Annotated in this window: 11 protein-coding genes; 8 read left to right on the forward strand and 3 right to left on the reverse strand. The window is 69.1% G+C overall.

The window, feature by feature from the left end; translation table 11 throughout:
* Positions 1–97 precede the first annotated feature (97 nt).
* The gene (locus ACQPZX_RS21125) at positions 98–2965 is read left to right on the forward strand and encodes a GH92 family glycosyl hydrolase (protein WP_433383358.1); all 2868 of its coding nucleotides are present in this window, start codon (positions 98–100) and stop codon (positions 2963–2965) included.
* 124 nt (positions 2966–3089) lie between these two features.
* Positions 3090–3755 (forward strand): tetratricopeptide repeat protein, encoded by a 666-nt coding sequence (locus ACQPZX_RS21130; RefSeq protein WP_433383360.1) that lies wholly within the window; start codon positions 3090–3092, stop codon positions 3753–3755.
* Positions 3756–3847: 92 nt separating this feature from the next.
* On the opposite strand, the gene ACQPZX_RS21135 is transcribed toward ACQPZX_RS21130, so the two are convergent.
* Positions 3848–5356, reverse strand: a complete 1509-nt coding sequence (locus tag ACQPZX_RS21135; RefSeq protein WP_433383362.1) for a serine/threonine-protein kinase — start codon at positions 5354–5356, stop codon at positions 3848–3850.
* A 91-nt stretch (positions 5357–5447) separates the two neighbouring features.
* Between ACQPZX_RS21135 and ACQPZX_RS21140 the strand changes: the two genes are divergently transcribed.
* Complete coding sequence (locus ACQPZX_RS21140) at positions 5448–6641, forward strand: SGNH/GDSL hydrolase family protein (protein WP_433383364.1); 1194 nt, start codon at positions 5448–5450, stop codon at positions 6639–6641.
* Positions 6642–6700: 59 nt separating this feature from the next.
* Here the strand turns inward: ACQPZX_RS21140 and ACQPZX_RS21145 are convergent, their stop codons facing one another.
* On the reverse strand, positions 6701–7069 hold the full coding sequence (locus ACQPZX_RS21145; RefSeq protein ID WP_433383366.1) for an FKBP-type peptidyl-prolyl cis-trans isomerase: 369 nt from the start codon (positions 7067–7069) through the stop codon (positions 6701–6703).
* 137 nt (positions 7070–7206) lie between these two features.
* Here ACQPZX_RS21145 and ACQPZX_RS21150 point away from each other — a divergent pair, with 137 nt between their 5' ends.
* The 5 genes from ACQPZX_RS21150 (at position 7207) to ACQPZX_RS21170 (ending at position 11271) form a co-directional block, all read left to right on the forward strand.
* A complete protein-coding gene (locus ACQPZX_RS21150) occupies positions 7207–8103 on the forward strand; it encodes a lytic polysaccharide monooxygenase (protein WP_433383368.1) in 897 nt (298 codons plus the stop codon).
* Positions 8104–8190: 87 nt separating this feature from the next.
* Positions 8191–8466, forward strand: a complete 276-nt coding sequence (locus ACQPZX_RS21155; RefSeq protein WP_433383370.1) for a hypothetical protein — start codon at positions 8191–8193, stop codon at positions 8464–8466.
* A complete protein-coding gene (locus ACQPZX_RS21160) occupies positions 8466–9857 on the forward strand; it encodes a DUF4331 domain-containing protein (protein WP_433383372.1) in 1392 nt (463 codons plus the stop codon). Before ACQPZX_RS21155 ends, ACQPZX_RS21160 begins: the two co-directional genes overlap by 1 nt.
* A complete protein-coding gene (locus tag ACQPZX_RS21165; RefSeq protein ID WP_433383374.1) occupies positions 9854–10192 on the forward strand; it encodes a phospholipase in 339 nt (112 codons plus the stop codon). Before ACQPZX_RS21160 ends, ACQPZX_RS21165 begins: the two co-directional genes overlap by 4 nt.
* An 89-nt stretch (positions 10193–10281) precedes the next feature.
* Positions 10282–11271: an AraC family transcriptional regulator gene (locus ACQPZX_RS21170; RefSeq protein WP_433383376.1), complete on the forward strand. Its 990-nt coding sequence runs from the start codon at positions 10282–10284 to the stop codon at positions 11269–11271.
* On the opposite strand, the gene ACQPZX_RS21175 is transcribed toward ACQPZX_RS21170, so the two are convergent.
* Positions 11268–14312: an NACHT domain-containing protein gene (locus ACQPZX_RS21175; RefSeq protein WP_433383378.1), complete on the reverse strand. Its 3045-nt coding sequence runs from the start codon at positions 14310–14312 to the stop codon at positions 11268–11270. The genes ACQPZX_RS21170 and ACQPZX_RS21175 overlap by 4 nt on opposite strands.
* Between the last annotated feature and the right edge of the window lie 89 nt (positions 14313–14401).

Genomic DNA, 14401 nt, shown 5'->3' on the forward strand with positions numbered 1-14401 from the left:
CGACTTTTTGGGCAGATGTTGATCTTTCGTCACCCGTGAGTCCTCTGGGGACAGAATGCTGGTGTGCGCTTCTGTCCCCTCACGAAGGATCGTGTGCATGCGGGCCCTCGCCTGGTTCCTCGCGCCCCTCCTGGCATCCGCGGCTCTGGCAACGCCGGCGGCCGCCCATCCGACCCTCTCGCCGTTCGACGCGGTCGATCAGTTCATCGGCACCGAGATGGACACCACGCAGAACAAGAGCAATGACGCGTACGGCAACACGTTCCCCGGCGCGGCGGTGCCGTTCGGCATGGTGCAGCCCTCGCCCACCACCTACAAGGCCGGCAACGCGCTCGTGGGGGAGAAGGGCGGATACGAGTACACCGCCTCGCTGATCCGCGGGTTCGGGATGACGCGGTACTCGGGCACCGGATGCACGGGCCGCTACGGGGGATATGAATTCCCGACCATCCCGTACGCGGGCGCGCTGCCCGACGGTGTGCTGCCGGTGAATCCTTCGGTGGATGTGAAGGGGTATTACCTCGGCTTCAGTCACGCCAACGAGCAGTCGTCGCCGGGGTATTACAAGGTAGGGCTCGACAATGGCGTCACGGCTGAGCTGACTGCCTCCACTCGTACGGCGGTTTCGCGGTTTGCTTTCCCGGGCGCCGCTTCGCTGATCCTGGACGTGTCCGGACCAAACAACCGGACATTGGGGAGCTCGGTCACCATTGACCCCGTCGCGCGTACAGTGTCGGGCTGGATGTATGGCACCGACGTGTGCGATGTCGGAAATTTCTACAAGGCCTATTTTTCTACGAAATATGATCAGCCTATTGTTTCTTACGGGACGTGGAACGACGGGGTCATGACCGCGGGGTCGGCGCACGCTCTCAAGAGCGGGACGGACACCAGCGTGGACTACCGGCACGACACCGGGGCCTGGATCACCTTCGCCTCCGGCGCCCGGGTCACCGCCCAGACCGGCTTCAGCTACGTGAGCGTGGACAACGCCGCGGCGAACCGCTCGCGTGAAGTGGGACGCTCGTCGTTCGAGAAGGTGCGGGCGCAGGCGCGCTGCCTCTGGGAGCAGGCCCTCGGCACGATCGACATCGCCGGCGGGACCGACGCCCAGCGGACCGCCTTCTACACCGCTCTCTACCACGCGCTGCTGCACCCGAACGTGCGCGACGACGTGAACGGGCAGTACCTCGGCTACGACAACCAGGTGCACGTCGTGTCGCGGGGCCGGCACTTCTACGAGAACCTGAACTTCGCCGGATCCGGCTGGGACATGTACCGCAGCCAGGCCCAGCTCATCGCGCTGACCTTCCCGTCCGTCGCCAACGACATGCAGCAGTCGATCGTCGACATGGTGGCGCAGCGTGGCTCGTGGGCGCCCGGCAATGCCCGCATGCAGGGCGACAACTACCAGGTCATCCTCGCGACCCTCGACGACATGGGCGCGGTTTCCTATGACCGGAAGGCCGCGCTGGCCTCGATGGTCGCCACCCAGAAGCTGCCCGCCACCTCGACCTCCCGTTCGGACGGCTACCAGTACTTCGCGACCGGCCTGATCGAGAACCGGAAGGGCGACTTCGCCACCTCCCGCGTCCTGGAATATTCCATCGACGACTTCGCGATCGCCCAACTAGCGTCTCGTTTGGGGGACGTCGAATCACAGCAATTCTTCATGGCTCGCGCGCAGAACTGGATGAACGTCTTCGACCCGGTCACCCAGCACATCCGGCCCCGCGAGCGCACCGGCTTCGACCGCTCCTTCGACCTGCGGGTGCGTGAGGACGGCTCGGGCCGGGGCCAGTTCAACCAGTCGACCGGCTACCAGTACGGCTGGCTCGTGCCGCAGAACATGTCCACGCTCATCGCCGCCCGCGGTGGCATGGCCGCGGCGAAGGCCCAGCTGGACGCGCTGATGGCCCAGCTCGACGCCGGCGCCTACACCCAGACCGGCAACTACCTCTCCAACCAGCCCGCCTTCAACACCCCGTGGGTCTACAACTGGCTGCAGTCGCCGTCATCCTCCGTCGACGTCCTCTACCGGGCCGTCTCGGAAATGTACGACGTGTCCCCGTCGGGCCTGCCCGGCAACGACGACCAGGGTTCGCTGAGCGCCTGGTACGTCTTCGCCAACCTGGGCGTCTACCCCGCCATCTACGGCACCGGCGACCTGGTGATCAGCGCGCCGATGTTCCGCGGCATCACCATCGACCCGGTCGGCAGCCACCGTACGATTCGCATCACCGCCCCCGGCGTCGCCTCCGGCAACAAGTACGTGGCCGGCCTGCGGGTCAACGGCTCTCGCCAGACCGCGAACTGGCTGGACGCCCGCTTCGTCCGCACCGGCGGCCGCTTGGACTTCACGATGTCGGCCACGCCCGGCACGTGGGGGACGGGCGCCCGGGACGTCCCGCCCTCGTACACGGATGGCGCCGACGCCCGCAACAACATCGGCACCACGCCGGACGGCCAGGGCAACCTGGGCTCGATGGACCTGAGCGACTGGTCCCTCTCCCGCACCGCGCTGGCGCCCGGCGCTTCGCTGCCGCTCGGCTCCACCGGCATCATCTTTACGTGGCCGTCCGCGGCTCCGGGCACTCCCGACAACTGGATCCCGCACGGCCAGCGGGTCGACCTGCCCGATGCCGCCGCTTCCAGCGTCTCGTTCCTGGGCTTGTCCACCAACGGCCCGGCCGCCGGCACGGCCACGGTCGTCTACACCGACGGCACCACCCAGCCGGTGCCGGTCTCCTTGGCCGACTGGGCCGCCACGGCGCCGGCCGGCAACACCGCCGTGATCACCCTTTCCGGGCGCAACAACGCCAACGGCACCGCCGGCACCGGCACGTTCCGCGTGTTCGCCACCGACCCGGTCGCCCTGGACAGCACCAAGAAGGTCGACGCCGTGCTCCTGCCCCCATCCACCGACAAGGGCATCATGCACGTCTTCGACGTCGCGGTCGCCTGAGCGTCGACGTCGGCAGCGGGGCCGGAATCCGTTCCGGCCCCGCGGATCGCCTGACTAGACTGCGTGCTTTTGGCGGCGGCCCTTTTGGCCGTCGGGGTTTGGCGGCGGGCTTTTGGGGGCGGCGATGAGCAGCGACGGGCGGATCGAACGCGCTCGGCAGGCCTATGAACGGGCGGTGTTCGGCGGCGATCCCGGCGGGCTGGACGACGCCTGGCGGGGCCTGGACGCGGTCGAGGCGGATGTGGCGCTGGCGCGCGGGCTGATCGCCCACGCACGGTTCCAAAGCGCGCCCGGTTCGTCGCCCGGTTCGTCGCCCGGTTCGTCGCCCGTGGAGGATCCCGCCGAGCTGCCGTCGTTCGAGCGGGCCCTCGAGCTCTACCGCGCACTCGGCGACACGCGCGGCGAGGCCGAGGCGCTGTTCTGGATCGGTTGCCTGCACCAGTTCATCCGGCGTGACAATGAAACGGCGCTTCCGTACCTGGAAAAGGCCGCTCAGGCCGGCGACCAGGCAACCCGCTCCGAGGCGCTGCGGCACCTGGGCATCGCGGCCCACGCGGCCGGCCGGCTCGACGAGGCCCGCGACCTGCTGGAGGAATCGTCCCGGCTGCGCCGCGAGGCCGGAGCGATGCCGGGCGTGGCGTCCAACATGATCGGGCTGGCCTACATCGCCGCCGCCCAGGATCGCCGCCCGGACGCGCTGGCGATACTCGACGAGGCGCACGCCCTGGCGAGCGCGCATGGTGCGCACGCCATCGTCCACCACATCGAGCAGGCGAGAACGCGGATCTGAGCGGGTCACGGCCGTCGCGGGGAACGGCGGATGAGAGCAGCGCGTCGACCGGCGGGTCCGGACCGTCCAGGACCAGAGCCTGTGGCGACCGGTCAGGTGATTTCGGAGCGGGGCACGCCGGCCTCGCAGGTCACGGTCATGGTGACGACGTCGGCGCCGTGGCGGAAGGTGGCCGCCGGCGACGGACCGGGCGTCGTGTCGACCTCCTCCATGCGGTAGGAGCGGGCCGGGGTCCAGGACAGGATCCGCGCGGTGGCCGGGGAGGGGCAGTCGGCGGTGACGGTGCCGCCTCGCGAGGTGAGCGTGCGTTCCACGGGCTCTGGTAGTGGCGGGGTCGTCGATGCGGGAACGGACGTCGTGGTCGGGGCGGCCGGCGGGGTGGTGGTTGGTGCGGGCAGGCCGGCGATCGTGCCTTGGGTGCCGGCCGGGCGCGGGGTCGTCGCGAGCGTGGGGCCGAGCGCCGGGGGTGCCGTGGCGGCGGGCGGAGGGCTCGACCCGCGGGCGGCTGGCGGGCTGGTCGCGCCGGCGGTTGGCGGCCTGGCGACGGCCGCAGGGGGCGGGGCCGGCTCGGCGGGGGCGCCGCGGGTGACGAGCCAACCGGCCGTTGTCGCGATCGCCAGCACGATGCCGGCGGCGATGAGGTAGAGAACGACGCGGGATGCCTTCCGCGCCGGCTCCTGAATGTCCGTGGACGGCTCGGCCGCGCCGGGACCTGACGGGAGGGCACCCCCAGCGGCCCCAACGCCCGCGGCGTCGACGTCTGCGGCACCAGCGTCTGCGGCGGCGGACAGCAGCTGGGCGGCCTCGTGGGCCGTCGGCCGCTCGTTCGGGTCCTTGCGCAGGCAGCGGGCGCACAGTTCGAGCACCTCGTCGGGCACCGGAGCGAGCGGCACGAGCGGCGGCGGCTCGGCGTGCAAGTGGTTGGCGAGGACTCGCTGGGGCGGGGAGCCGGCCCAGGGCGCTTGGCCGGAGAGCAGGCGGTAGAGCAGCATCCCCAGGGCGTACACATCGGATGCGGGGAGGACCTCGTCGCCGGTCAGGCGTTCGGGGGCCGTGTAGGTGGGAGTGCCGAAGATGGCGTTGCCGTCGGCGCCGGGGCCGCGGGTGGCGGCTATGCCGAAGTCGACGACCTTGGCGCCGGTGGGGGCGAGCATGATGTTGGCGGGCTTGATGTCGCGGTGAACCAGGCCGGCGGCGTGGGCGGCGGCCAGGGCGGAGGCGACCTCGGCGCAGATGCGCAGCGACCGCGCGGCCGGGAGGTCGCCGTCGCGAAGGCGGTCGAGCAGGGTGCCGCCGGTGATCAGCTCCAGCACCACGCAGGGCACGAGCTCGCCGGACACGACCGACTCGCCGTAGTCGTAGACCTGGGCGATGTTCGGGTGGGAGAGCTGGGCGGCGATCCGCGCTTCGCGACGGATCTGCGCCAGGCGTGGGTCGCGCTGGTGGGTGGCCAAGAGCTTCACCGCGACCGTACGGGTCAGCACGGTGTCCCACGAGCGCCAGACCACGGCCATCCCGCCTGCCCCGATCGCCTCGACCAGGCGGTATCGGCCGCCCAGGCAGAGGCCGGGCCGGGCGAGTCCGGCGAGATCGACGTCCATCCCCGGCAGTCTGCCTTTTCCGGCGGGCGTGCGCATCCGGTGAGTGGACGATTGCTTGCCGTATCGAAGCGGTTCGACGACGATCGATGCCATGCTCAAGACATCGAGACTCATGTATTTAGCGGTCGCGCTGCTCGTGGCCCTCGCGATACCGGGCGCCGCGTCGGCGGCGCCGGGGTGGACCGGGGCCTGGTCCACGAGTCCACAGCGGGAGGCGGGGCCGGTCTTCGCGGCGCAGACGCTGCGAATGCTGGTTCACCCGACGATCGGCGGGTCATCGCTGCGGCTGCGGCTCTCGAACACGTTTGGCGAGGCCGACGTGACGTTCGGGGCGGTGGGGGTGGCGCGCGCGGTGGCCTCGGGGGCGGCCGAGCTCGCGCCGGGGAGCGAACGGCGGGTAACTTTCCGCGGGCGCGGCGCGGTGACGGTCAAGAAGGGAAGCACGGTCGTCAGCGATCCGGTTCCGCTGAGCGTCGCCTCAGGTCAAGATCTGGCGATTGACGTGTACGTGACGAGTGGCGGGAACGCGGCGGCGATCACCGGACACGACGCGGCGCAGGGAACGCAGTTCGTCGCGGACGGAAACCAGGCCGGAAAGGGCGGGGCGGCCTTCACGGAGACGGTCAACTCGTGGTTCTGGCTGGACGGCGTGGACGTCCGGCCCGGGCACGGGGTCAGGGGAAGCATCGTCGCGCTCGGGGACTCGATCACCGACGGCGCCTACACGACCTGGAACGGCAACGATCGCTGGACCGACGTGCTGGCCGCGCGGCTCGGCGGGCGCTACGGGGTGCTCAACCAGGGCATCGGCGGCAACCAGGTGCTCACCGACCGGACCGACTGTTGCGGCGCGGGCACCAGCATCTCCGGAATCGAACGCGAAAAGGCCGATGTGCGCGAGCAGACCGGCGCGCGCTATCTGATCCTCGCGGACGGCATCAACGACATCGGATACAACGCGAAGGCGCCGGACCTGATCGCGGGATTGCAGACGATCGCGACGCGCGCGCACCGGGCCGGCATCCGGGTCATCGGGGCAACGATTACGCCGTTCGGGTGCGACGTGGGCTGCTTCTCACCCGGGCAGGAGGCCGTCCGGCAGGAAGTGAACGCCTGGGTGCGGACGAGCCACGTTTTCGACGGCGTCGCCGATTTCGACGCGGCCATTCGCGATCCGGAACTGCCGAGCCAGGTGCTGCCGGCCTACCAGGCGGACCATCTGCACCCGAACATCGCGGGCCAGCGAGCCATGGCCGAATCCATCGACCTCACGCTGTTCCGGTAGGCCTGGAAAAATGGAACGGGAGGCGAGCCGTGAGTGGCCCGCCTCCCGGAACGCCACGACTACTGAACGCCGAGCAGGTCGACCACGAAGATCAGGGTCTCGTTCGGCTTGATGACGCCGCCGGCGCCGCGCGCGCCGTAACCCAGGTGCGGCGGAATCGTGAGCTTGCGGCGGCCGCCGACCTTCATTCCCTGCACGCCCTGATCCCAGCCGGCGATGACCTGCCCGCCGCCGAGCGGGAACGCGAATGGCTCGCCCCGGTCCCAGGAAGCGTCGAACTGCGCCCCGCTCGAGTGCGAGACGCCGACATAGTGCACGGTCACGTGCTGCCCGGCACTCGCCTCGGGGCCGTCACCGACGGTGATGTCCTCGATCACCAGGTCGGCGGGCGGGTCGCCCTGGATCGGGCCGATCTCGGGCTTGTCCATGATTGTCCTCCGGTTCGGGTGGTAACCCCGCCATGCAATCACACCGGCCGCAAAGGTGAACGGCTGACCACGCTTCTCCGTATCTCTTCCCGGCAACACTGCTCGAGATACCTGGGGAGACCGTCATGATCCGCCGATTGGCCGCCGCTGCCGCTGTCGCGGGGGTGTTGCCGCTGCTAGCGGGCGCGCCGGCATTCGCGCACGGGGCACCGACCACGCCGATCAGCCGGACCGCCGCCTGCGCCGCCGGTGGCGGGACCGCCACCGGCACGGCGGCCTGCAAGGCGGCCCGCGCCGCCAACGGAGGCCCGTTCGGGACGTTCGACAACCTGCGCGTGCCGAACGTCAACGGCAACGACAAGAAGTTCGTGCCGGACGGAAAGTTGTGCAGCGGCGGGCTGGACGCCTTCAAGGGTCTGGATCTGGCGCGCGACGACTTTCCTTCGACCACGGTTACCGGCGGAAAGTCCCTCGCGATCAAGTACCGGGCGACGCTGCCGCACGCGGGAAGTTTCCGGATCTATCTGACCAAGCAGGGGTTCGACCCGTCGAAGAAGCTGGCCTGGGCGGATCTCGGGTCGAAGCTTGCGGAGATCAAGGACCCTCCGCTGCGGGACGGCGCGTACCAGATGAGCGTCAAGCTGCCGTCGGACCGGACCGGGCGGCACATCCTCTACATCGTGTGGCAGACATCCAGCACGCCCGACACCTACTACTCGTGCTCGGACGTCGTCTTCAAGAAAGCTTCCACACCCGCCTCCGCGGCGCCGGTCGCCACCAAGAAATCGGTCGCGACCAAGAAGCCTTCGGCCTCTCCCTCGCCATCCGCCACGGAAGAAGCGGCGCCGGCCCCCGCCGCTGCCGAGGAAACCAGCGAAGCGCCGCAGCAGACGCAGGCCATCACTCCGGTCGGTGAGCAAAGCCAGGTCACGCTCGGTCACGGCATCGTTGCCGGCGCGCTCCTGCTGGGCGGCGGCGTTCTGGCGTACGCGCTGATTAACGGCCTTCTTCGGAAACGTCGCGAAAACCGTTGAACCACAACGGTTCGGCCCTCGTACTGATGGGCGTCGACAGAGTTAGCCCATCCCAGTCCTTCCGAAAGAAATGACGAAAGGCCGAGCATGAGTCGTGTTCGTTACGGCAGCCGGGCGGTCAACCGCCTGTCACGCCGCAGGGTTCTCGCGATTGCCGCTACCGCGGGGGTCGGAGTTTCCGTCGCCGGTGTCACCGGGCTGAGCCTCGCCGGCGAGACCTCCGCGAAGGACGACGGCCAGCCGCTGGTCATCTCGCTGCGGGACGCCTCGAAGGGCACGTTCGACATTTTCTCGGGTGGGTCGAAAACGACGCTCACCGACAAGAAACTCGCCGCCCGCCTGCTGAAAGCGGTGAAGCGCTGATGTCTTCACACCGCGAAGCCCCGGAGATCAGCAAGGACCCGGTGGCGGACTCGTCCGACCTGTACGCGTTCGTCAGCCCCGACGATCCGGACACCGTGACAATCATCGCGAACTATGTCCCGCTGCAGCTTCCGGCGAGCGGACCGAACTTCTTCGAGTTCGGCGATGACGTCCTGTACGAGATTCACATCGACTCGAACGGCGACGCGCGGCCCGATCTCACGTACCAGTTCCGGTTCCGCACTGAATTGCGCAACGACAAGACGTTCCTGTACAACACCGGCCAGATCAAGTCGCTGGACGACGAGAACTGGAATCGCCGGCAGTTCTACTCGGTCACCAAGGTGGATTCGCACGGCAAGAGCACGGTGCTCGCGCAGAAACTGCCGTGCCCGCCGTGCAACGTCGGCAAGCTCTCCATCCCCGACTACGACAAGCTCGCCACCGACGCGGTGAAGAAGCTCAAGACCGGCGAGAAGGTCTTCGCCGGGCAGCGCGCCGACGCGTTCTTCGTCGACCTCGGCTCGATCTTCGACCTGGGCACGCTGCGGCCGTTCCAGGACAAGCACCTCGTCGGGCAGGCGCTGTTCAACTACGCCGGCAAGGCCGTCAACGCGACCGACAAGCTGAACGTGCACTCGATCGCCATCCAGGTGCCGCTGCACATGGTGCGCCGCGACGGCAAGAAGAAGGTCCGCGGCCGCGACCCGGGCGCCGTGATCGGCGTCTGGACGTCGGCGTCGCGCCGGCAGGTGCAGGTGCGCCAGGGCGACAAGAAGAACACCGACGTCGAGGTCGGCCCGCAGGTGCAGGTCTCGCGACTCGGCAACCCGCTGTTCAACGAGGTCATCGTGCCGATGGCGCAGAAGGACACGTGGAACGCGCTGCCGCCCTCGGAGGACAAGCGGTTCGCCCAGTTCGTCGAGAAGCCGGAGCTGGCCGGGCTGCTGCCGGTTCTGTACCCAGGCCTGTTCGACAACCTGGACAAGCTGAACAAGGCCGGCACCGCCCGCGCCGACCTGGTAGCGATCCTGCTCACCGGCATCCCGGACGGGCTGATCGACAACTTCCAGAACGCCACCGGCGACACCAAGTCGGACATGCTGCGGCTCAACACCGCGGTGCCGCCGGCGAAGGAGCCGAAGGCGTTCGGCGTGCTCGCGGGCGATCTCGCCGGCTTCCCCAACGGCCGGCGCATCGAGGACGACGTCGTCTCGATCTCGATCCGGGCCATCGCGGGCGTCACGTTCGCCCTGGTCGACGAGACCTTCAAGCCCGACGCGGCGGCCGGCCTGGTCGAGCAAGGGCTGTCGATCAAGAACGTCAGCTCGGGCCTGCTCAAGAAGTTCCCGTTCCTCGGTACTCCGTTCGATGGATTCAACAACCCATGAGCCACGATCACCACACCATGGCGCCCTCCGGGCAGGGCACCGTCGTCCTCAACATCGGCGCCGGCATCGGGGCGATGGTCATCCACACCCCCGGCCGGCTGCACGGTCACGAGATCGAGGTCAGCCCGGTCACGGATCCGGCACGGCGTACGCATGCCGCTGTCCGGGCCCGTTACGTCCGCAGCGGCGTCTCCTTCGCCGTCGTCATCGACAGCCTGCCCGCCGGTCGGTACACCGTCTGGCAGGACCCGGTGACGCCGCTCGCGGAGGTGGAAGTCCCCGACGGCGGCGTGGCCGAATTCGACTGGCCGGCCGCCGCGGTGGGCGTCGCCTGACCGTTCGGGCGTTCACCGTGGCGTAACGCCGAACGTATGGGTAGTTTCCGATGAGCGGTGGGTGACGGTTCGGGTCTAGGGTGGACGGCATGGCTGTCCACCCGGGGGACTCCCCGGTCCACGTCGCTCTGCGGACGAGCGACGTGGACGAGGCCAGGGCGTTCTGCCGCAAGCTCTTCTACGGTCCGCTGCAGGTCAATCCGGTCGGCAACGGCGGCGGCTTCGCCTTCGCCGGCGACGTGGTCATGCTCGGGCCGATCACGGTCGGTGAGATCACGTACGGCGCTGACGTGCGGGTGAACATCGCCGACCTGGAAACGTCCTACCACGTCCTGGCCCCGCTGACCGGTTCGCTGCGATCCCGGCATCGCGGCGCGATCGTGCTGGCCGACCCGACCAGGGCCGCGGTCTACCGCCCGGTCGGCGACATCGACCTGGAGTGGCCCGGCGACACCCGCCTGCTGAGCGTGAAGGTCGAGCGGGCCGCGCTCGAGCGCGAGCTGGACGCGGCCCTCGACCAGCAGATCGTGTCGCCGCTGCTGCTGGGCGAGAGCTTCAACCTGGTCGACGGCCCCGGCCGTACGTGGTCGGCGCTGGTACGCCTGCTGCACGCCGAGCTGTGCAGCGAGGACGGCCTGGCCACCTCACCGCGGATGGCGGCCCGCTGGCGCGACATGGTGGTCAGCGGCCTGGCCCTGACGGTCGAGCACCCGTACGGCGACGAGCCGGCCGGCATGCTGGGGCCGCGACGCCCCCGCACGGTGAAGCGCACCCTGGACGCGATGCACGCCGAGCCATGGCGCCAGTTCACGGCGACCGACCTGGCCGCGGTCGCGGGCGTCGGGGTGCGCGTGTTGCAGGAGTCGTTCCGCCAGCACGTGGGCATATCGCCGCTGGCCTACCTGCGGCGTCTGCGGCTGGACGGCGTGCACGCGGAGCTGTCGAAATCGGACCCGTGGCAGGTCAACGTGTCCGAGGTGGCGTACCGGTGGGGCTTCACGCACTTGGGGCGCTTCGCGGGCGCTTATCGGGCCCGCTTCGGCATGTCACCGTCCCAGACCCTCCGCGAGCGTCGTTAATCCGGACGAGCAGGGCCGGGCTGACTGATTTCCACGTCGCCGGAGATGCTGGGCGACCGGAACGGCAGGGGACCGAAGCCGAGGTGCTCCAGGCGGAGTCGCGACAGCGCGGGCAGCCGCTCCAAAGGGGTGGCGTCGGCCGGCGCCGTATAGAACGAGATGTGCAGCTCCTCAAGCGCGGCCAGCCCTTCGAGCTGCCCGAAGTCGTCGATGACCGCCGCGGTCAGGTGGAGCTCGCGCAGATCCGGCAACCCGGCCAGGACGGCGAACTCGGCGCTCGACGGCCACCCGGGGGCCGACAGGCGGCGCAGCCGCTGATGGGGCTTGAGTGCCGTCAGGTCGAGCCTGGCCGCCGTGGGTCGCACCACCAGATCCGTCAGGGCGACCGCCGGATCGAGGGTGTCGAGCTCGGGAGTGGAGACCGAGTAGGAGAGGCTCAATTCCGCCGCGGCCGAGGGATCGATGGTGGACAGGTCGACTGGGCAGTCGCGTACCGCCAGCCGGTGCAGACCTGCCGCGCGCAGCGCACTGAGGTCGTGCAGCCCGGGGCAACGCTCGAACGTCAGCTCGCCGAGCCGGCCGAGAACGGTGCTCAACGCCGCCACGTCGTCGAACGATCCTGTGCAGCGGAGTTGCCGCAGCCGCCGGAGATGGGAAAGCGGCCCGAGGTAGGCGTTGTCGTCGATGGAGACGGTGAGGTTCCCGACCGACGCCCCGGCCAGGATCTGCCGTGCGTACGGCTCGGGATCGAAGCGGTTCCAGCCGCGAACGAGCTCGGTGACGACGGCCGGTCGGCTGTCGTCGCGGAATCGCTCGATGACGTCGAGTGCCGCGTCGCCGCCGATCAGAGTGGCGGTCCGGACGATGCCCGCAGCCGCGTTCTCGTCGGATGCGTCCTGCTCAGCGAGCAGCGGCAGCAAGGCAGGCCCGCAGACTGCCAGGTCGCCGGCCTGCTCAACCCCTTGCACCGGCAGCATGAGCCGCAGGATCCGGTGCGCATCCTGCTGTGTCGCTGCCTCGGCGATACCGGCGCACACCAGCTGGTACAGGTCCCGGGCCACCCGTGGGTGGGATCCGGCTCGCTCGATCAGCGCCTCCGCCAGCGACGAGCCCTCGCCGCGCTCGAGTTGAAGGGCGATCGCGAAAACGACAACCTCGTTCCACGCCCCCTCCTCGGCGTACTTCATGAGAAGGGGTTCGTCATTGCTGTCCAGAGCGCTCCTTGCGCTGAGGTAGTGGCGAAGGACGTCGTTGGTGAAGGAAACCTCGTCCGGAGCGGTCAGGGTGATCAGGCCCGATCGAACCAACAGATATTGAACGATGCCCTGGACGCGCTCGGCCTGGACCTGCTCAGAGGACAGGCCCACATCGATGGGCCCTGCGTCGAACATGGCGGCGATATCGCGCACCTTATTCGTCAGTTCGTCCAGCCGAACGCTGTACAGGTTGTTTCGGGTCATCCACCAAGCCAGATGGCCCAGGATATGGACACGTTGGCGATAATTGACGAACACGCGCTCGATTGAACCCAGACCGCGTTCGACATCACGGGTTTCGACGAGCAACTGGATACTTTCCTCGCAGAGGCCGAGAACGCCGGCAAAGAGGCGATGTCTCTCCGTGGCGACTCGCGCGGCAAGCACGCACATGGCGGGATTGCGAAGCAGCATGGCGAGTCTTGACACGTACGGCAGCTGTCCGACGAAATCGTCGAGGCTTTCTGCCTCCCAGTCGTCAAGCCCAACAGTTTCCTGCCAGCGACGAATCAGCGTGGCGGCCTCGGCCGGCGACAACGGCTGGATCTCGTAGGAGGCGAAACCGTCCAGTTCCTGCCACGCCTCCTCGAGCGCGGCCGGCCGGGACGTGATGACGTACCGGGCACGATCCCATTGCTCGACCAGTTGCCGCACCCACTCGAGTGCCTCGCCTCGCCGGGCCCGCGGCACCTCGTCGATGCCGTCGACAAGAACCACGGCACGACCGGTGCGTAAGCAGTCGTGGACCCAGCCCGGTGGCTTGTCACCCGCCAGCAACGGCGCAACCGCGTCGAGGAATTCCTCCGGCCGGGGGAACCGCGCGTCCTTGCTGAACTCGCGCATGGGCAGGAAGAACGGGACAAGGCCGGGCTGCAGGCCGGCCGGATGCTCGAGCGCGTCCGCCGCGGTCAACGCAAGCCACTGCAGCGCGGTCGTCTTCCCGGAGCCGGCCGACCCGGTCAGGATGAGTCGTGGGCAGCCGGACAGGACTTCGCCGGCCGGTCTGCCGCCCACTGCTACCGGCGTGTCGGGATCGGTGGTCCGGTCGGCCGGCGACATTCGCAACGGGATGTACGCGGTGTCCAGGGCGTGCTCTTTGCGCAGCTCTCCGCGGAACCGCTCCGGGCGCAAGCCGTACGTCCGGATCCGATTCATGCTGCGAGCCATGGCCTCGCGGTATTCCCGTTCGAACCGTACGTAGTCGGCCGTGGGTGCGACCTGCGCGGCGGCGATCGCGTGGAGGAGGTCCTCCTGCCGTCCCGCCCGTCGAAGCTGCTCGACCTGGGCGCGGAGCAGGAACTCGGGCCGCGACGTGAAGAAGTCGACTATGTGGACGGCCGCCTGGTGGAGGACGACCTCGTAGATCCGGCCCTCCACCTCGCCCATCCGGTCTCGCCGCGCCGCCGTGAAGGGGACCGCGGCGACCCGGTCCACGAGGCGAACCGGGTCGAGGTCGAGCTCGAACATCAGGGCGATGTCGATCGGCGCCGCCCGGGCGAGGGCCTTGCCGGCAGCGTCCGCGGCCGCCGTCATATCCCCGTCGGTTGCCGAGGGGAACTCGACTCGCCTCAGCTCGCCCAGGCGCTTGGCCAGCTTCGCGGCGAGACGGCTGATCTCCGCATCGCCGAGCTCCTTGCGAGGCTGGCTGAACGGCACGCGCGGGTCGAGGCGCATCGGTTCACCGGCAAGGCCGGCGCCGGAAGGCACCTTCACCATGTCTTGCCACAGTCGACGGACAATTGGCCCGACCGCTGCGCCCAGGGCCTTCTCGACCGGCACCGCCATGGATTCCTCCGCCGCCAGAGTGATGGCCGTTACCACCCTATAGCGGAGAACAACCGGCGGCGCCGTCGTGGGACGGCGCCACCGGGTTG

The organism is Actinoplanes sp. CA-142083, from assembly GCF_050942195.1.
Lineage (GTDB): Bacteria > Actinomycetota > Actinomycetes > Mycobacteriales > Micromonosporaceae > Actinoplanes.

Coding starts and splice junctions, on each gene's coding strand:
- ACQPZX_RS21125 (WP_433383358.1), top strand. CDS start 98: ATGCGGGCCCTCGCCTGGTTCCTCGCGCCCCTCCTGGCATCCGCGGCT.
- ACQPZX_RS21130 (WP_433383360.1), top strand. CDS start 3,090: ATGAGCAGCGACGGGCGGATCGAACGCGCTCGGCAGGCCTATGAACGG.
- ACQPZX_RS21135 (WP_433383362.1), bottom strand. CDS start 5,356: ATGGACGTCGATCTCGCCGGACTCGCCCGGCCCGGCCTCTGCCTGGGC.
- ACQPZX_RS21140 (WP_433383364.1), top strand. CDS start 5,448: ATGCTCAAGACATCGAGACTCATGTATTTAGCGGTCGCGCTGCTCGTG.
- ACQPZX_RS21145 (WP_433383366.1), bottom strand. CDS start 7,069: ATGGACAAGCCCGAGATCGGCCCGATCCAGGGCGACCCGCCCGCCGAC.
- ACQPZX_RS21155 (WP_433383370.1), top strand. CDS start 8,191: ATGAGTCGTGTTCGTTACGGCAGCCGGGCGGTCAACCGCCTGTCACGC.
- ACQPZX_RS21160 (WP_433383372.1), top strand. CDS start 8,466: ATGTCTTCACACCGCGAAGCCCCGGAGATCAGCAAGGACCCGGTGGCG.
- ACQPZX_RS21165 (WP_433383374.1), top strand. CDS start 9,854: ATGAGCCACGATCACCACACCATGGCGCCCTCCGGGCAGGGCACCGTC.
- ACQPZX_RS21170 (WP_433383376.1), top strand. CDS start 10,282: ATGGCTGTCCACCCGGGGGACTCCCCGGTCCACGTCGCTCTGCGGACG.
- ACQPZX_RS21175 (WP_433383378.1), bottom strand. CDS start 14,312: ATGGCGGTGCCGGTCGAGAAGGCCCTGGGCGCAGCGGTCGGGCCAATT.